This window comes from Nocardioides sp. SLBN-35 (genome assembly GCF_006715725.1).
Taxonomy (GTDB): Bacteria; Actinomycetota; Actinomycetes; order Propionibacteriales; family Nocardioidaceae; genus Nocardioides.
Map to the genome: position 1 here is coordinate 5,295,722 of NZ_VFNU01000001.1, position 17,848 is coordinate 5,313,569.

Sequence of the window (17,848 nt, forward strand, 5' to 3'; positions counted from 1 at the left end):
AGAATGGCTGGAGGCTCGATGCTCATCGGCATCCCGCGCGAGTCGAAACAGGGCGAAACCCTGGTCGCGGCGACCGCAAAGACCGTAACCCAACTGACCAACCTCGGCTACGACGTGATCGTCGAGTCGGGCGCCGGCGACCTCGCCGACCAGCCCGACAGTGCTTTCACGGGGATCGAGGACGCCAAGGTGCGGGTCGGCTCACGTGCGGAGGTGTGGGCCGCCGACGTCGTCGTCAAGGTCAACGCCCCCACGGATGAGGAGATCGGCCGGCTCCGCCGGGGCGCCACGATCATCTCGATGATGGCGCCGGGCCGCAGCCCCGAACTGCTCGAGAAGCTGCAGGCGCAGGGCGTGACCGCGCTGGCCATGGACGCGGTGCCGCGGATCTCGCGTGCGCAGTCGATGGACGTGCTGTCCTCGATGGCGAACGTCGCGGGCTACCGCGCCGTCGTCGAGTCGGCCCACGAGTTCGGCCGGATGTTCACCGGCCAGGTCACCGCCGCGGGCAAGATCCCGCCGGCCCGCGTCTTCGTCGTGGGTGCCGGTGTCGCCGGCCTCGCCGCGATCGGTGCGGCCTCCGCGATGGGCGCGATCGTGCGCGCGTTCGACGTGCGTCCCGAGGTCGCCGAGCAGGTCGAGTCGATGGGTGCCGAGTTCGTCCACGTCGACATGGAGCAGGAGGTCTCCTCCGACGGCTACGCCAAGGAGATGTCCGAGGCCCAGGTCGCCGCGACCGCCGCGATGTACGACGAGGAGGCGCGTGCCGCCGACATCGTCATCACGACCGCGCTGATCCCCGGACGTCCCGCTCCGTCGCTGATCACCGCCGAGACCGTCGCGGGCATGCGCAACGGCTCCGTCATCGTCGACATGGCGGCCGCCAACGGCGGCAACGCCGCCGGCACCGTGGCCGACCAGAAGGTCGTCACCGACAACGGCGTGACGATCCTCGGCTACACCGACCTCGCCGGCCGCCTGGCCGCGCAGACGTCCCAGCTGTACGGCACCAACATCGTCAACCTGCTCAAGCTGCTGACCCCCGAGAAGGACGGCAACCTGGGCCTGGACTTCGACGACGTCGTGCAGCGCGGCATCACCGTCGTGCGCGACGGTGAGTCGACGTGGCCGCCGCCGGCCGTGCAGGTCTCGGCCGCCCCGGCCGCCGCACCGGCTGCTGTGGCCGAGCCGAAGCCGGTGAAACCGCCGATGTCGGCGGGCACGAAGGTCGGCCTGGTGCTGGGCGCGATCGCCCTGTTCTGGCTCATCAACGCACTGGCCCCGACCCAGGAGCTGCGCACGCACTTCACCGTGCTGATGCTCTCGATCGTGATCGGCTACTACGTCATCGGCAAGGTCGCGCACGCGCTGCACACGCCGCTGATGTCGGTCACCAACGCCATCTCCGGCGTCGTGGTCGTCGGAGCACTGCTGCAGGTTCCGAGCAACGACAACCTCGTCCTCGGACTGTCGCTGGTCGCGATCCTGCTGGCCTCGATCAACGTGTTCGGTGGGTTCGCGGTCACGCGCCGCATGCTCTCGATGTTCAGCAAGGGAGCCTGATCCATGGACATCATCTCCATCACCGGTGCGGCGTACATCGTCGCCGCGCTGCTGTTCATCCTGTCCCTGGCAGGTCTCTCGAAGCACGAGTCGGCCAAGAACGGCCTGACGTTCGGCATCGTCGGCATGGCGGTCGCCCTCATCGCGACCGTCATCGCAGTGATCGACGGCAGCGAGTTCGTCGACAACCGCGCGGTGGTCATCATCGCCATGCTGGCCGCGATCGCCGTCGGCGGTGCGGTCGGCCTGTGGCGCGCGAGGATCGTCGAGATGACCGGCATGCCCGAGCTCATCGCCATGCTGCACTCGTTCGTCGGCCTCGCGGCCGTCGCGATCGGCTGGAACGGCCACGTCCTCGGCTCCCACGAGTCGCTCGACAGCCTGGTCAACATCCACGAGGCCGAGGTCGCGATCGGCATCTTCATCGGTGCGGTCACCTTCACCGGCTCGATCGTCGCCAACCTGAAGCTGTCGGCGAAGATGAAGTCCGCCCCGCTCATGCTGCCGGGCAAGAACCTCATCAACGTCGGCTCGCTGGTGCTGTTCGCGATCCTGACCGCGATCTACGTCTCGCTCGACACGCACGACAACACCTCGGCCGACATCCTGCTGGGCGTGCTGACCCTGCTGGCGCTCGCGCTGGGCTGGCACCTGGTCGCCTCGATCGGCGGCGGTGACATGCCGGTCGTGGTGTCGATGCTCAACTCGTACTCCGGCTGGGCCGCGGCCGCGTCGGGCTTCCTGCTCGGCAACGACCTGCTCATCGTCACCGGTGCCCTCGTCGGCTCCTCCGGTGCGTACCTGTCCTACATCATGTGCAAGGCGATGAACCGCTCGTTCATCTCCGTCATCGCGGGCGGCTTCGGCATCGCCGCTCCCGCGGGCGACGACGTGGACTACGGCGAGCACCGCGAGATCCAGGCCGACGCCGTCGCCGAGCTCCTCTCCGGCGCGTCCTCGGTGGTCATCACCCCGGGCTACGGCATGGCCGTGGCGCAGGCGCAGTACCCCGTCGCCGACCTGACCGCGAAGCTGCGGGCCAAGGGCGTCGACGTCCGCTTCGGCATCCACCCCGTCGCGGGCCGCCTCCCGGGCCACATGAACGTGCTGCTCGCCGAGGCCAAGCTGCCCTACGACATCGTGCTCGAGATGGACGAGATCAACGACGACTTCCCCGACACGGACGTCGTCCTGGTCATCGGCGCCAACGACACGGTCAACCCGGCCGCGTCCGAGGACCCGTCCTCCCCGATCGCGGGCATGCCGGTCCTCGAGGTCTGGAACGCCAAGGACGTCATCGTCTTCAAGCGCTCCATGGCCGCCGGCTACGCGGGCGTGCAGAACCCGCTGTTCTTCCGCGACAACAGCCAGATGCTGTTCGGCGACGCGAAGGACCGCGTCGAGGACATCGTCAAGGCGCTCGGCTGACACCAGGCGTACGCCGAAGGGCCGGTTCCGCACTGCGGGGCCGGCCCTTCGACGTACACCCCTCAAACCGTTCGATCGAACGGTTCGAGGGGTGTAGGAGCCCCCGAAACCCCCCAAACCGTGCGATCGAACGATTCGGTGGTGGCGCTCGCCCCTACAGCACGATCTCGGCGAGCGGCTCGTAGCGCGGCGACCGGCGCGGCCCCTCCCCGAGGTGCGAGGCGATCACGTGCACCGACGCGCATGGCCATGCCGGACCCTCGTAGGTGTCCAGGAGTCGCACCCAGCTGGTCATCTCGGTCGGGTGACCGCCCGTGCGAGCGACGGTCAGGTGGGGCCGGAAGCGCTGCCCGTCGACCTCGATCCCACAGGCCACGGCCGCGTTGCGGGCGCGGACCGAGGCCGTCGCGAGCGTCTCGTCGCCGCCGGTCACGCCCGTCGCGAGCACCCGGCCCTCGGCGACGTTCGGGAACACGACCGCACCGGCAAGGGTCAGCTCGACGGGCGAGAGCCCGTCGAGGGACTCGGCCAGGCGGTCGACGTACGCATCGACGCGGCGCTCCTCGGCCTCGGCCATGAACGCGAGGGTGACGTGGAGCTGCTCGGGCCGGGTCCAGCGGAAGGACGCGGCAGCGCGGCGCGGGTCGAGGAAGGCGTCGAGGTGCTCGACCGCCTCGGGCGGCGGGACCACCGCCGTGAACAGGCGCATCAGACCTGGGTGCCGACCAGCTGGCCGATGCCGTAGGTGACTCCCATGGCGAGCAGACCGCCGAGGACGTTGCGGACGACCGCACGAGCGGGCGAGCCGTAGCCGAACCGAGCGCTCGCCCAGCCGGTGAGGGCGAGCGCGACGACGACTGCGGCGACCGTCACCGGCACCCGCAGGTCGACGTCGAACAGCAGGATCGTCAGCAGCGGCAGCAGCGCGCCCAGTGTGAAGGACAGCATCGACGCGAACGCGGCCTTCCACGGGTTCGTGAGGTCGTTCGGGTCGATGCCGAGCTCGACCTCGGCGTGCGCGGCGAAGGCGTCCTTCTCGGTGAGCTGCTTGGCGACCTCGAGGGCGAGGTCAGGCTCGAGGCCCTTGTCGACGTACAGTCCGGCGAGCTCGGCGAGCTCCTCCTCGGGGTCTTCGCGAAGCTCGCGCCGCTCCTTCGCGAGCAGGGCCTCCTCGGAGTCGCGCTGGGTGCTGACCGAGACGTACTCGCCCGCCGCCATGCTCATCGCGCCCGCCGCGAGGCCCGCGACACCGGCGATCAGGATGGCCGTCCGGTCCGACGTCGCGCCGGCGACGCCGAGCACGATGCCGGCGGTCGAGACGATGCCGTCGTTGGCGCCGAGGACGCCGGCCCGCAGCCAGTTGAGCCGGTTGTTGATGCCCTCCTGGTGAGGCTCGTCGTCGTGGGGTCCGAGCGCCTCTGCAGGGAGGTCGGACTCGGTGTCAGCTCCAGTCATGGATCCATGATCCCCTGTGGAGCGGACGGCCGCGACCCGGTTCCCGGGGCCGATGCGCACGGAACCCCCGGCGCGCCTGGCGCGCCGGGGGTTCCGTGCTCGGGAGCTCAGAGGCCCAGGTCGCGGCCGATGAGCTCCTTCATGATCTCGTTCGAGCCGGCCCAGATCTTCGTGACCCGGGCGTCGCGCCAGGCACGGGCGACGCGGTACTCGTTCATGAAGCCGTAGCCGCCGTGCAGCTGGACGCAGTGGTCGAGCACCTCGGACTGGACCTGCGAGGAGAACCACTTGGCCTTGGCGGCGTCGATCGCGGTGAGCGTCTTCTGCGAGTGGTTGAGCACGCACTTGTCGATGTAGGCCTCGGCGGCCTCGATCCGGGTGACGAGGTCGGCCAGCAGGAACTTGTTGTGCTGGAAGGTGCCGATCGGGGCGCCGAAGGCCTGGCGCTCCTTGGCGTAGTCGATGGTCTCGAGCAGGATCTGCTTGGCGTGCGCGATGTTGGCGACCGCGCAGCCCAGGCGCTCCTGCGGGAGCTTCTGCATCATGTGGATGAAGCCCATGTTGAGCTCGCCGATGATCTCGGCGTCGGTGACGCGGAGGTTCTCGAAGAACAGCTCGGCGGTGTCGGACTCCTCCATGCCGACCTTGTCGAGCTTGCGCCCGCGCGAGAAGCCCTCCATGGTGGCCTCGATGCCGAACAGCGTGATGCCCTTGGGGCCCTTCTCCGGGTCGGTGCGCACCGCGGTGACGAACAGGTCGCCGGAGTAGCCGTTGGTGATGAAGGTCTTCGAGCCGTTGATGATCCACGAGTCGCCGTCACGCACGGCGGTGGTCTTCAGCGCGGCGAGGTCGGACCCGCCGCCCGGCTCGGTCATGCCGATGCCGAGCAGGATCTCGCCGGACGCGACGCCCGGGAGCCAGCGCTGCTTCTGCTCCTCGGTGCCGAGCTCGACGATGTACGGCGCCGTGATGTCGGCGTGGATGCCGTGACAGGTGGGGTACGCCGCGCCGACCTTGGCCAGCTCCTCCTGGAGCACGGCGTTGAACCGGAAGTCGCCGGCGTCGGAGCCGCCGTACTCCTCGGGGATGCACAGCCCGAGGAGGCCCTGCTTGCCGGCCTCGAGCCAGAACTCGCGCGGCAGCGCCTTGGCCTTGATGTGCTCCTCCGTGTGGGGCAGCACCGAGCGGTCCACGAACTCCTTGACGGATGCGCGGAAGGCCTCGTGGTCCTCGTCGTAGATCTCACGCTTCATGGCCGCGACTCTACTCGCGGGTCACATCGGCGGTCGTTGTCCCCGAGCACAACAAAACCCGCCTGAGCATTGGTCGCTGGCAACGATCAGGAGGCGGCCGAGACCAGCTCATAGAATCCGGGCATGGCCGCCCACGACACCCGGATGCTGCTGCTGGGTGCCGTCGCGCTGTTCGAGCCGGTCAACGGCTACCAGATCCGCCGCGAGCTGCTCTCGTGGAGCGTCGACGACTGGGCCCACCTCAACCCGGGCTCGATCTACAACGGGCTGGCGACGCTGACCAAGCAGGGCTTCCTGGTGCGCCACGACCTCGCGGACGGCGGTCGCGAGGTGGCGGTCTACGAGTCGACGCCGTCCGGGCGGGCCGAGCTGGAGCGGCTGGTGACCGCGGGCCTCGAGGAGGTCAGCGTCGTCGACCGCAAGGCGTTCAGCGCGGCGTTCGGCCTGCTGCCCCTGGTCCCGCCGGACCGGGCGCTGCGCTCGCTGGTACGCCGCCGGGTCGCGCTCGAGGAGGTCGTCGCCCGGCTCGCGTCCCCGCCCGAGCCCGGCGCCGCGCCGCCCCACGCGCTGCGCACCGTCGTCATGTGGCTCGACCTCGCCGTGGCCGAGCTGGCGTGGCTGCGCGAGACCATCGACCAGCTGAAGGCCGGCAGCCTCGCTCTCGACGCGTCCACCTGGGCCCCGCCCGCCGACGACCCCGGCTGGCAGATGAACGCCGACCGGGAGCGCTACCGGGCCCTGCTCGGGCGTTGACCGGCAGCACCCCCGGTGCCGTGACCTCCTGAACCGCCTACTTCACCCGGACCTTCGTGGCCGCCGAGGCCGGGCTGACGCCCGTGGTCCCGTCGTAGGTCACCGTGACCTTCCGCTTGCCCCGCTTGAGCTTGACGGTGCCGGAGACCTGGCCGTTCACGAGAGTGAGCGTCTTGACGACCTTGCCGCCGTCACGGATCGTGACCTGGCCGCCGAGCGCCGGGACGCCGGGGGCGCTGATCGAGATGCTCACCCGCACCTTGCCCTTGGCGCCCGAGCGGCTGACCTGCTTGGCCTTCCAGGTGATCGCGGGCGAGGCGTTGGCGACCGTGACCGAGCCCGAGCGGCTCGTGGCGTCCTTGCGCCCGGCGCCGCTCAGGGTCGCGACGACGTCGAGGGTCCGGCCGGCATCGGCAGGCCCCGCCGCGTAGCGGTCTCCGGTCGCCCCACTGATCGCGACGCCGTCGCGGTACCACTGGTACGTCGTGCGGCCGGGGCTCGGCAGCACGACCGGCGCGGTGACCGTCAGTGTCGTGCCCACCATGGGCGTGCCGGTGATCCGCGGCGGCGACTGCACCTGGAAGCCCGGGGTCTCCGGGGGGTCCGAGACCGCCGGCGTGGCGTCGGAGGTCTCCGCCTGGATGCGCTCGTAGCCCTCCTTGTCGGCGTAGACCAGGACGGTGATCCGCTTGCCGCGGTCGGCGCCCTGCACGACGTACTCGCCGCGCGCGTCGCTGGTCTTGCGGTAGATGCCGTCGGCGTACCAGTCGTAGCGGTACGTCGTGGTGGCCGGCACGGTCGTCACGTCGACCGCGGTGAGGGTCGAGCCGACGTACGCGTTGCCGGCGATGCGAGGCTTGGAGATCGACGTGAAGAGCCGGCCCTTGACCTGGATCTGCGGGGTGTCGCTGAACGCCGTGCCGTAGCTGCCGCTGTCCGCGTTGGTGCGGAACACCAGCGTGGAGCCGATGTCGGCGTTGGTGGGCGTGTAGGTCAGGCCGGCGCCGACGGTGCTGACGACCTCGTTGGTCACCTTGAGCCACTGCCCCGTCTTGGTGACGGTGACGGGTCCGAACGTCGCGTGCGTCGCGTAGATCGGGGTGCCGGCCCGGAAGACGCCGCCGGGCTGGGTGGTGACCGTGGGCGCGGAGGCGACGCCGAGACGCCGGAAGCCCTGCACCAGGAAGTCGCCGCCCGCGACGACCGAGACCGCGTTGGAGCCGGACGGTGCCGGCGGCTGGCGGACCCCGGTGGCCCCGGAGCCCCACACGCCCGCGACCGGCGACTGCAGCGACGTGCCGGCGGAGAAGCCGTCGCCCGCGGTGATCTGGAGCCACTTGTCGCCCGGCGCAAGGGCGGGGATGTTGAGCGCACCCTCGGCGTTGCTGCCCCAGCCGACGATCTCGCCGTCCTCGGTCAGCGCGAGGGCGTGGTGCTCGCCGGCGGCGATCTGGACCACCTTGCGGTTGTCGAGGGACGACGGCACCTTTGCTGCGCCGTAGGTGTTGTCGCCCCAGGCATAGACCTTCCCCGACGTCGAGAGGGCCACCGAGAAGCCGTTGCCGGCCGCGATGTCCTTCATCGTGCCCAGGATGACCGAGGTCGGCGGCAAGGTGGCACCAGTCGCGGTGCGCCCCCAGCCCGCGACCTTGCCGGTCGACATCAGCGCGAGCGCGTGGTCGTGGCCGGCGGCGACCTTGGACACGTCGCCGTCGACGATGACCTGCGGCACGCTGTCGAGGCTGTAGGGCGTGTTGCCCCACACCCGGATGTTGTAGTCGTCGCCGAGGACGACGTTGAAGCCGTCGCCGGCGGCCACGTCGATCGTGCCCAGGTTCTGCAGGTAGTCCGGCACCGAGCCCTCGCCATGGGTGTTGTCGCCCCAGGCGTAGAGCTTCTTGTCGGTCGTCGCCGCGACGCCCTGGTGCTCGCCGAGCGAGATCGAGTCGACGACCTTGAGCCCGCTGCGCAGGTCGGCGGGCAGCTGGGTCTGGCCGTAGTCGTTGTTGCCCCAGGCCTGCAGTGCGCTCGCCGAGTTGGCGTGCACCGCGTGGGCCTGCGGCGCGGAGGCGAGGGTGGCCCCGGCGGCGAGGGCTAGCGTCGCGAGCCACCGGGTGCACGTGGTCGCCACGCTCGCGCGTCGCGAGGAGGGCTGACGTCGCGCCCGGGCGGGCGCAGTCATGGGGGACATGTCTCTCCTTGGTGTCGTCGACGGACACACACGTGGCACCCGTCCCGGCCAGCGTGGGGTGCGCCGCTGGGGATCGACTGGGAGCCGACTGGAGCGGGTGCGGGACAGCGGCACCCGACCTCGCGATCGCGCGGAAACCCCGTCGCCGATGAATCGCCGTGGGTGGCATGGTCTGAGAGGGAGTGGCGAGGCACGAGCGGCGCCGGTGCGATTGACACCACTTGTTCAATCTTGAACACTTGCCACCTATTCAACGTTGACTACGAGGGGACGGGCATGATCGAAGCACGAGGACTCGTGCAGACCTTCCACAGCGGACAGGGCAAGCAGAAGAAGGAGGTCCACGCCGTGCGTGGCGTCGACCTCGACGTCGCGGAGGGCGAGGTCGTCGGCTTCCTCGGGCCCAACGGTGCCGGCAAGACCACCACGCTGCGGATGCTGACCACGCTGCTCAAGCCGACGGCCGGTACGGCGAGCGTGGCCGGCTTCGACGTCGCGACCCAAGCCGTCGACGTACGACGCAGCATCGGCTACTGCTCCCAGGTGGGCTCCACCTTCTCCGGCGCCTACGCCGGTGACGAGGTGGTCGACCACGGGATGCTCTACGGGATGTCGAAGAAGGCGGCCGTGGCCAAGGGCCAGGAGCTCTTCGACAAGCTGCAGCTCGAGGGGCTGTGGCGGCGGATGCCGAAGAACATGTCGGGCGGGCAGAAGCGGCGCCTCGACATCGCGATGGCCCTGATCCACTCGCCGTCGCTGGTGTTCCTCGACGAGCCCACCACCGGCCTGGACCCGCAGGCGCGGATCAACCTGTGGCACCACATCGCCGACCTGAGGACCCAGCAGGGCGCGACGGTGTTCCTCACGACCCACTACCTCGACGAGGCCGACGCGCTCGCCGACCGGATCGTGATCATCGACAAGGGCGAGATCGTCGCCAGCGACACCGCCGACAACCTGAAGGCCGCCGTCGCGGGCGACCTGGTCGACCTCGAGGTCAGCACCGACGAGCAGGTCGCCGTCGCGCGCGACAAGCTCGGCTCGATCAGCGCGGAGGTCGAGGTCGAGGGCCACCACGTCCGGGGCCGGGTGGCCCGGGCCGGCAAGGCCGTGCCCGGACTGCTGCGCGACCTCGAGAACTCCGGCGTCGGACTCGAGTCGATCGAGGTCGTGCGCCCCACCCTCGACGACGTCTTCCTCACCCTCACCGGCCGCTCGCTGCGCGACGCCGAGGCCGCGGCTGAGGCGAAGGACGCGACCGCTGCCGACGCAACCACCGAAGGAGCCCGGGCGTGAACACCTTCTTCCGCGAGTCCTGGATCGTCTTCAACCGCCAGCTGCGGATGAACCTGCGCAACCCGGCGTGGGTCATCATCGGCATGCTGCAGCCCGTCCTCTACCTGCTGCTGTTCGGGCCACTGCTCGAGCCGGTCATCGCCCAGCTCGGCGGCAACAAGTACACCTGGTTCGTGCCCGGCATGCTCGTCCAGCTCGGCATCTTCGGGGCGTTCTTCGCCGGCTTCTCGCTGATCGGCGAGTGGCGCGAGGGCGTCATCGAGGCGGAGCGGGTCACCCCCGCCCACCGCTCGGCGCTGCTGTTCGGCCGCCTCTACCGCGACCTGCTCCAGCTGTTCGTGCAGGCCGTGATCCTGGTCGGGCTGGGTCTGATCATGGGCATGGACGCGTCGTTCGGCGGCATCGTCGTCGGCGTCGTCCTCACCCTGATGCTCGGCGGCGCGTGCGCCGCCGCGTCCAACGCCCTCGCACTGACCACCAAGAGCGAGGACGTGATGGCGCCGGTCATCAACGTCGTGATGATGCCGGTGCTGCTGCTCAGCGGCATCCTGCTCCCGATGAGCTTCGGCGCCGGCTGGCTGGAGCGGCTCAGCGACTTCATGCCGATCCGTCACGTCGTCGACGCCGTCCGGGCCGCATTCTTCGGGGACTTCGACGCCTCGATGCTGTGGGGTGTCGGCTGGACGGTCGTGCTGTTCGGTCTCGCCGTGTGGTGGGGCACCTCGGTGTTCAAGAAGGAGAACGCCTGACCTACGCCGGGGGCGCGGGCCCGGATCAGCCCGTGCCGCCCGGCAGGCTGGCCAGCAGCTTGTCGAGGTCGAGGATCAGGTCGGGGTCGGGCGCCTCGATGGTCGCGTCCTTGTCGATCTCGGAGAACTCGAAGTGGTCGACCTCGGACTCGTCGATGCGCAGCACGTAGTGCGGCTCGGCGACCCGGATGGTGAGCACCTCCCGCTCGGTGCCCTCGGTCTGCTCGATCCTGACACCCTTCTCACCGCCGACCGTGGTGGTGCCGAGGTTCTTGGCGACCGCGTCCTCCCGGCCGTCGCGCTCGAGCAGCTCGTCGAGATCGCAGAAGGCCTCGGTGCTGTCGGCCATGGAGTCGTCGACGACCCACTTGTCGCCGATGAGCGGCAGCACGAAGGCCGCCGTGCCCGCGCCGACCACGCCGTCCCAGAACTTGGCGTCCGCGCGCAGCCAGGTGGTGTCGCCGACGTGCAGGACGTCGGCGCTGCCACCGGACGTGGTCGAGGTCAGCTTGCCCTTGCAGTCGCCCCGGGTGGTGGAGACGACGTCGACCTCGACCGTGTCCTCGCCGTCGGCGAACTCGCCGCGAATCCGGGCGGTCTCGACGACCGCCATGTCCTTCTCCGACGCGCGGACGATGTCCTTGGCAGGCTGGTCGAGGAAGCCGTCGTCGCTGCCGCCGGTGCCGCCGTCGCGGGTCAGCAGGGCCACGGCGACGCCGATCCCGGCCGCGACGAGGACGGCGAGCACGGTGAGCAGGATCCAGGTCCGCACGCCGGGGCCGGTACGCCGGGATGGTGACGCAGCAGCCGCGAACGGCAGTGGCGTGGGAGCGGGCGGCGGAGGCGGCGGCATCGTGGTCGCCGGAGCGGGCGTCGGAGCCGGCGTGGGCGGGGTCGGCGAGGTCGGGGCGACCGGCCGGGGCGCCGGCCGCAGCGCGGTGGCGCCCCTCTCCTCGGGCTGCGCGGCGCCGGGCGTCACCGGCAGCCGCAGCGCGGCCTGGAGGTCGGCGCTCATCTCGCCGGCCCGCTGGTAGCGCTCGGCGGGGTCCTTGGCCATTGCGGTGCGCAAGATCCGGTTGGTGGCGTTCACCATCGGGCTGGTGCCGGCCAGCTGCGGGACCGGGTCGCGCACGTGCGCGGCGATCAGCTGGTACTCCGAGTCCCCGCGGTACGGCGGCCGCCCGGTCAGGGTCACCCACAGCAGGCAGCCCAGGGCGTAGAGGTCGCTGACCGCGCTGGCCCGCGCGCCTCCGTGCAGCTCGGGTGCCATGTAGGACGGCGTACCTGCCGTCGACGAGCTGAAGCGGGTCGCGTCGGCGTTCATCCGGCGCGCGATGCCGAAGTCGGCGAGGTAGGCGCGCACCGAGCCGGGCCGTCGGCGTACCAGCACGTTGCCGGGCTTGATGTCGCGGTGCACCAGCCCCGCGTCATGGGCGTCGGCGAGCCCGCTGGTGACCTGCTCGATGATCTCGAGCGCCTCCACCAGCGACGGCACGCCCTGGCTGCGGATCATCTGTCCGAGGTCGCCGCCGGGGATCAGCTGGCTGGCGATGTAGAGGTACCCGTCCTCCTCCCCGTGGGCGTAGACCGCCACCACGTGGGCCGACTCGAGCGACGCCTGCGCCCGTGCCTCGCGGGTGAACCGCTCGCGGAACTCGGGGTCGTGAGCGAAGAGCGGCGCGATGACCTTCAGCGCCACCTCGCGGCCGAGGTTCTCCTCCATCGCCCGGTAGACGACACCCATGCCGCCCTGGCCGAGCTGCTCGAGGATCCGGAACCGCCCGATCCGGGCCCCGACGGCCGCGGGCGCGCCCGGGTCACCGGGGCCGGAGTACGTGGACACACCCTCTGTTCTACCGGACAGGGGCGACGACGAGGAGCGCGGCGCTGCCCACCGGACCGACCAACCCCCCAGCTGCCCGAGAGACACGGACCGGAGCGGGACGGAGCGCCGCGGCTCCTCGTGACCGGGCCGCTCCCCCACGGTGCGACCCGGAGACGATTCTCCCGGCTCCTCCGGGCGTGGCGGAACCAGCGGAATGGAGGACAGCGGCCGCCGGCGATCCACTGCGGCCCGGCGCCCGCACTCCTAGCATCGACGGGTGGAAGAGACCACGCGGCCGACGCGCGACTTCGCAGCGTCCGTCGAACGCGGACTCCACATCGCCGTCGGCGTGGTGATCCTCGCCAAGACCACGGTCTTCGGCGCGGCGCTGACCGAGCGCACGTCGTACGACGCCCGCGACCTGCTGCTCTCCCTGGCGGTGGTCGGCTGCGTCGGCACCGCCGGCGTGCGTTGCGTGCTGGGACGCCCCGGGCGCGTCGACGTGCTGCTGTGCACGCTCGCGATGGTCGCCGGAGCGCTGCTGCACCAAGGGACGACGCCGCCGGCGGGCGCGGCGGACTCGCCGATCATCCACCTCGTCGAGCCGATGCTGCTCGTGCTGGCGGCGCGGCTGCCGGCCGCGACGATCCTCGCTGTGGCGGGCCTGTACGTCCTGCTGCGCTGGGAGACCGGCGGCACCGCCACGGCACTGCACTACGGCGTCCAGGAGGCCGCGTTCATCACCGGCACCGTGCTCGCGGTGTTCGTGCTGGTCGGCCTGATGCGGCGTACGTCGGCGCGGGCCGAGGAGGCGCTGCGCGCGGAGGGTGCTCGGCTGGCGGCCGAGGACGACCGCGCCGAGGTCGAGGCGACGGCGTTCGTGCACGACGACCTGGTGCCGGCGCTGCTGTCGGTCGCGAGCCTGCCCCGCGCCGAGCCGACCCTGGCTGCGGCGGCCGCCGCACTGGACGGGCTCACGACGCAGGCGCCGACCTGGTCCCGGGCGCAGCTGGTCGCGCAGGTGCGGACGGTCGCGGACAGCAGCGGGCTCGACGTGCTCCTGGTGGTGCGGGGCCGGCGGACCGCCGTACCGGACGATGTGCGCGACGCGCTCGTCGGCGCCGTCCGGGAGGCCCTGCGCAACGTGGCCCGGCACAGCGGCGAGCACCGGGCGACGATCACGCTCACCCAGCGCCCGGGCCGGGTCCGGCTCACGGTGGAGGACGACGGCGTCGGCTTCGTGGTGACGCCGGGCGTCGGACTGCGGGTGGCGGTCACCGGGCGGGTCGAGGCCGCTGGCGGCACCGCCCTGGTCACGAGCACGCCGGGAGCGGGCACGGTCGTCACCCTCGGCTGGCGGGCCCACCGGGTCGCCCGCCTCCTCGGCCTCTCCCCCGATACCGACACGTTCGCCCGCGCCGCCGTCGGCCGGCCCGGGAGGACGGCGCTGCGGGTGTGCGGGATCCTCGTGGCGGGGTACGCCGTGTCCGGGCTGCTGCTCGCCGTCGACGGCGTTCGTCAGCCCGCCACCTGGGCCGGCGCCGCCGTCGTCGCGGTCCTGGTCGCCGGACTCGCCCAGCGCATCGACCGCGGACCGGTCTCGGCCGGGACCCTCGTCGTGGGCGGCCTGGCGCCCGCCGCCGTACTCGCCCTGGTCCTGCCCACGGTGTCGGTCGGCGGTCTCGGCGGGCTGGAGTCGTGGATCGTCGAGTTCACCGCGCTGCCCGCCATGGTCCTCGCGTGGACCGCCTCGCTGCGGGTGGTGGCCCTGCTCCTCGTGCCGAACGGCGTCGCGATCACCGTGGTCGCCCTGCAGGCGAGCCTGCCGGTCGCCGAACTCCCGCACCTGCTCTTCGTCCAGCCGCTCAACACCTTCTTCGTCGCCGTGATCATCGGCGTGTGTCGCCGGGCCGGGCTCGTCCTCGCGGGCATCAGCGCCGCACCCGCCGGGGATCGCGGCAGCGCCGCCCGCGGGCTCCTCGGCCCACTGCTGCCCGAGGTCGAGCGCACGCTCGCGAAGCCGGCCTGCACCGAGACCGCCGCCGGCGCCGCCGTGCTGGCCCACTCCGTGCGCGACTGCCTCTACCTGCCCGGCCCCGGTCACCTGGCCCTGCGCGAGGAGCTGCACCAGCTGCGCCGTACCGGTGCGCAGGTCGTCGTCACCCTCCACCAGGACCTGGCCGCGAGCGCGACCCTGGCCAGCGCGGTCGCGGTGCTACGGGCCGTCGCCGCCGGCCGGGTGACGCTGTCCGGGACCGCCCTGCAGACCAGCCTGGTCGTCGTCCCCGCGGTTGCGGCGGCCGCCGCCGATGCCGTCACCGCCGCACTTCCGCGGACCTGGGTCGCGACCTTCGACCCCGACGCGACGCTGCTCACCGGGCCGCCCGGCGAGCTCGAGGTCGAGGTCGAGGTCGAGGGGCAGGCTCAGCCCTCGAGGTGACCGTCAGCCCTTGCCCGGCTGATCAGGCCGTGCACGTTGCCCGTCTCGACGCCGCCCTCGCGGTAGGCCCGGGCGGCGCGGGCGAGGTGCTCGCGGACGGTGACCTCGCCGATCCCGAGCTGGCGGGCGACGAGGCGGTAGGGCAGGCCGGCGCTGACCGCGCGGAGGATCTCGATCTGGCGCGGCGAGAGCCGGGCACCGACGTCCTCGTCGGACAGCAGCATCGTCGCGAGCTGGCTCGAGCAGGCCAGCTCGCCCGCGACGGCGTCGCGGATCGACTGGGCGATCGACTCGACCGGGTCGACCTTGAGGATCAGGCCCGCGGCGCCGGCGTCGATCGCGCGGCGTACGGGCACCGGTCGCTCCTCGGCGGTGAACAGCACCACGACCAGCCCGTGCGCGACCAGGGTCGCCACCGTCTCGTCAGCCGGTGGCTGCCCGGGGATCCGCATGTCGAGCAGGACGACGTCGAGCCCGTCGGGCGCCCGCGCCAGCAGCTCCTCGGCCGAGCCCGCGATCGCCACGAGGCCCATGTCGGGGGCGGTCTCGGCGAACGCGGCGCCGAGCCCCAGCAGCACCACGGGGTGGTTGTCGATGGCACCCACCCGGATCATCCCCCGGCTCACGGTGGCGATTATCCGCAGGGGTCCGGCACGACGGGTCCGGAATGCGACGTACTTTACGTATGCCGATGCCCTCCCTGGACCAGCACCCGGTCCGTCGAGGTGGGCGGTACGTCGCCGCCCTCGCGGAACCCGTGCCGCTCCCACCAGCGGGCGAGCGGGGCCGGCGCCCACCAGTTCCAGCGGCCGAGGAGCTTCATGGTGGCCGGGACCAGCAGCGCGCGCACGACGGTCGCGTCGACCAGGATCGCGACCAGCATGCCGAGGCCGAGCATCTTCATGAACACGACGCCGCTGAGGCTGAACGCACCGATCACGACGGCGAGCAGGAGCGCGGCGCTGGTGATGATCCGGCCGGTCTTCTGCACGCCGGTCTGGACGGCGAGGTCGTTGTCGCCGGTCGCGTCCCACTGCTCGCGGACCCGGGAGAGGAGGAACACCTCGTAGTCCATCGACAGGCCGAACAGCACCGCGAGCATCACGATCGGGTTGGTGAGGTCGAGGAAGCCCTGGGGCGTGAAGCCGAGCAGGTCGGCGAGGTGGCCGTCGCTGAAGATCCACGTCACCACGCCGAACGAGGCGGTGATCGAGAAGCCGTTCATCAGCACCGCCTTCAGCGGCAGCACCACCGAGCCGAACGCCAGGAACAGCAGCACCAGCATCACGCCGACGACGATCAGTCCCATCAGCGGCAGGTGGTCGCCGACCGAGCCCGCGAGGTCGACGGTGTCGGCGGTCAGGCCGCCGACGAGGGCCTCGGACCCGTCCGGCGCGGCCACGGCGCGCAGGTCGCGGACCACCTGCTGGGAGTGGTCGGTCTGGCTGTTGCCCTCCCACGCGGCGCGCAGCAGCGTGGTCTCGCCCTCGCTCGCCACCGGCCGGACGTCGACGACCCCGTCGACCGGCTCCAGGGCCTGCGTGTACGACGCCATGCCTGCCTCGTCGGCACCGCTCACCAAGATGTTGGCGGTCGAGCGCTCCGGGCCGAAGTCGCTGTTGAGGCGTTCGGAGGCCAGGTGGGACGGGGTGTCCGAGGGCAGCACGCGGTAGTCGACGCTGCCCCACTTCACGCCGAGGAAGGGCGAGGCCACGGCGAGCAGGACCACCACGACGGCGGTGGCGACGACGACCGGACGCCGCATCACGGCGCGGGCCAGCCGGGCCCAAGCGCCGTGGCCGGTCTCGACCGGCGTCGCCCGCTGCAGGAACGGGATCCGGATCGCGTCGATCCGGGTGCCGAGCAGCGCCAGCACCGCGGGCAGCACGGTGAGCGCGGCCACCATCGCGATCAGCACGGCCGCGATGCCGCCGTACCCGATCGACTTGAGGAACGTCTGCGGGAACACCAGCAGCGAGCTCATCGCCGCGGCGACGGTCAGGGCCGAGAACGCGACGGTGCGACCGGCGGTGGCCATGGTGCGCACCACGGCTCCGCGGGTGTCGTCGGGGTCGCGGGCGATCTCCTCGCGGAACCGGGAGACCACGAAGAGGGCGTAGTCGATCGCCAGGCCGAGCCCGAGCAGGGTGATGATGTTGGGCGCGAAGATCGACACGTCGACCAGGTGGTTGAGACCGGCGATCGTCGCCCGGGCACCGAGGACCGCGACCAGGCCGACCAGGAGCGGCATCAGGGCCGCGACGACGCTGCGGAAGATGATGAGCGACAGGATCAGCACGATCGGCATCGACACCAGCTCGGCGCGGAGCAGGTCGGACTTCGTCTCCTCGTTGACGTCGGTGTAGACGGCGTACGGGCCGGCGAGCTCGGTGTGCAGCGAGCTCTTCTCGACGGCCGGGCGCATCTCGTCGAAGGAGTCGATGAAGTCGTTCTGGCTGTCCCCGGCGAGGGAGACGTAGACCGCGGTCGCGTGACCGTCCTTGCTGACCATGGCCGGGTCCTGGACGTCGTACCAGGTGAGCACCGAGACCACGCTGTCCTGCGGGATGGCCGCGACCGTGCGCTGCACCTCGGCCTGGAACGACGGGTCCGCGGCCTCCTCCTCGTCGCTGGAGAAGATCACGACGGCGTCGATCGAGCGGTTCCCGAAGGTGGAGCGCTCGAGCGCGAGCTCGCGGGCCGACTCCGTGCCGGGGTCGTCGAAGCCACCGGCGGACAGCTTGTCCTCCAGCCCGACACCCGCGACCGCAGCGAGCGCGGTCACACCGAGCCCGACCAGCAGCACCGCGACCGCACGGCGCACGACCAGGGCGCCCCATCGCTCGATCATGTCGACTCCTCCCGGAGGCCAGCGTGAACCTCTATCAGTCTCGT

General features: G+C 71.4%; 13 protein-coding genes. 6 read left to right on the forward strand and 7 right to left on the reverse strand.

Annotated features, from left to right (window positions below):
* Positions 1-18: 18 nt before the first annotated feature.
* A complete protein-coding gene (locus FBY23_RS25450; protein ID WP_141801276.1) occupies positions 19-1,563 on the forward strand; it encodes a Re/Si-specific NAD(P)(+) transhydrogenase subunit alpha in 1,545 nt (514 codons plus the stop codon).
* A 3-nt stretch (positions 1,564-1,566) separates the two neighbouring features.
* Positions 1,567-2,991 carry a Re/Si-specific NAD(P)(+) transhydrogenase subunit beta gene (gene pntB / locus FBY23_RS25455; RefSeq protein WP_141800691.1) on the forward strand — a complete coding sequence of 475 codons (1,425 nt, stop codon included), beginning with the start codon at positions 1,567-1,569 and terminating at the stop codon, positions 2,989-2,991.
* A gap of 154 nt (positions 2,992-3,145) precedes the next feature.
* Here pntB and thpR read toward each other — a convergent pair whose 3' ends face one another.
* From thpR to FBY23_RS25470, 3 genes are all read right to left on the reverse strand, one after another.
* Positions 3,146-3,700, reverse strand: coding sequence for an RNA 2',3'-cyclic phosphodiesterase (thpR, locus tag FBY23_RS25460; RefSeq protein ID WP_141800692.1), 555 nt, complete (start codon positions 3,698-3,700; stop codon positions 3,146-3,148).
* A complete protein-coding gene (locus FBY23_RS25465) occupies positions 3,700-4,446 on the reverse strand; it encodes a VIT family protein (protein ID WP_141800693.1) in 747 nt (248 codons plus the stop codon). Before FBY23_RS25465 ends, thpR begins: the two co-directional genes overlap by 1 nt.
* Before the next feature lie 107 nt (positions 4,447-4,553).
* On the reverse strand, positions 4,554-5,699 hold the full coding sequence (locus FBY23_RS25470; protein ID WP_141800694.1) for an acyl-CoA dehydrogenase family protein: 1,146 nt from the start codon (positions 5,697-5,699) through the stop codon (positions 4,554-4,556).
* A 123-nt stretch (positions 5,700-5,822) separates the two neighbouring features.
* On the opposite strand from FBY23_RS25470, the gene FBY23_RS25475 reads away from it, so the two are divergent.
* The gene (locus FBY23_RS25475; protein ID WP_260806556.1) at positions 5,823-6,452 is read left to right on the forward strand and encodes a PadR family transcriptional regulator; all 630 of its coding nucleotides are present in this window, start codon (positions 5,823-5,825) and stop codon (positions 6,450-6,452) included.
* Positions 6,453-6,489: 37 nt separating this feature from the next.
* Here FBY23_RS25475 and FBY23_RS25480 read toward each other — a convergent pair whose 3' ends face one another.
* A complete protein-coding gene (locus tag FBY23_RS25480) occupies positions 6,490-8,634 on the reverse strand; it encodes an Ig-like domain repeat protein (protein WP_160158376.1) in 2,145 nt (714 codons plus the stop codon).
* 285 nt (positions 8,635-8,919) lie between these two features.
* On the opposite strand from FBY23_RS25480, the gene FBY23_RS25485 reads away from it, so the two are divergent.
* A complete protein-coding gene (locus FBY23_RS25485) occupies positions 8,920-9,939 on the forward strand; it encodes an ATP-binding cassette domain-containing protein (protein WP_141800696.1) in 1,020 nt (339 codons plus the stop codon).
* Positions 9,936-10,688: an ABC transporter permease gene (locus tag FBY23_RS25490; protein ID WP_141800697.1), complete on the forward strand. Its 753-nt coding sequence runs from the start codon at positions 9,936-9,938 to the stop codon at positions 10,686-10,688. The genes FBY23_RS25485 and FBY23_RS25490 overlap by 4 nt, the downstream gene beginning before the upstream one ends.
* Positions 10,689-10,713: 25 nt before the next feature.
* Here the strand turns inward: FBY23_RS25490 and FBY23_RS25495 are convergent, their stop codons facing one another.
* Entirely contained in the window at positions 10,714-12,531 is a 1,818-nt protein-coding gene (locus FBY23_RS25495; RefSeq protein WP_141800698.1) for a serine/threonine-protein kinase, read from the reverse strand.
* A gap of 259 nt (positions 12,532-12,790) precedes the next feature.
* Between FBY23_RS25495 and FBY23_RS25500 the strand changes: the two genes are divergently transcribed.
* Positions 12,791-14,953 (forward strand): ATP-binding protein, encoded by a 2,163-nt coding sequence (locus tag FBY23_RS25500; protein WP_141800699.1) that lies wholly within the window; start codon positions 12,791-12,793, stop codon positions 14,951-14,953.
* On the opposite strand, the gene FBY23_RS25505 is transcribed toward FBY23_RS25500, so the two are convergent.
* Positions 14,938-15,579, reverse strand: coding sequence for a response regulator transcription factor (locus tag FBY23_RS25505; RefSeq protein WP_141800700.1), 642 nt, complete (start codon positions 15,577-15,579; stop codon positions 14,938-14,940). The genes FBY23_RS25500 and FBY23_RS25505 overlap by 16 nt on opposite strands.
* Positions 15,580-15,632: 53 nt before the next feature.
* Positions 15,633-17,804: an MMPL family transporter gene (locus FBY23_RS25510; protein ID WP_141800701.1), complete on the reverse strand. Its 2,172-nt coding sequence runs from the start codon at positions 17,802-17,804 to the stop codon at positions 15,633-15,635.
* Between the last annotated feature and the right edge of the window lie 44 nt (positions 17,805-17,848).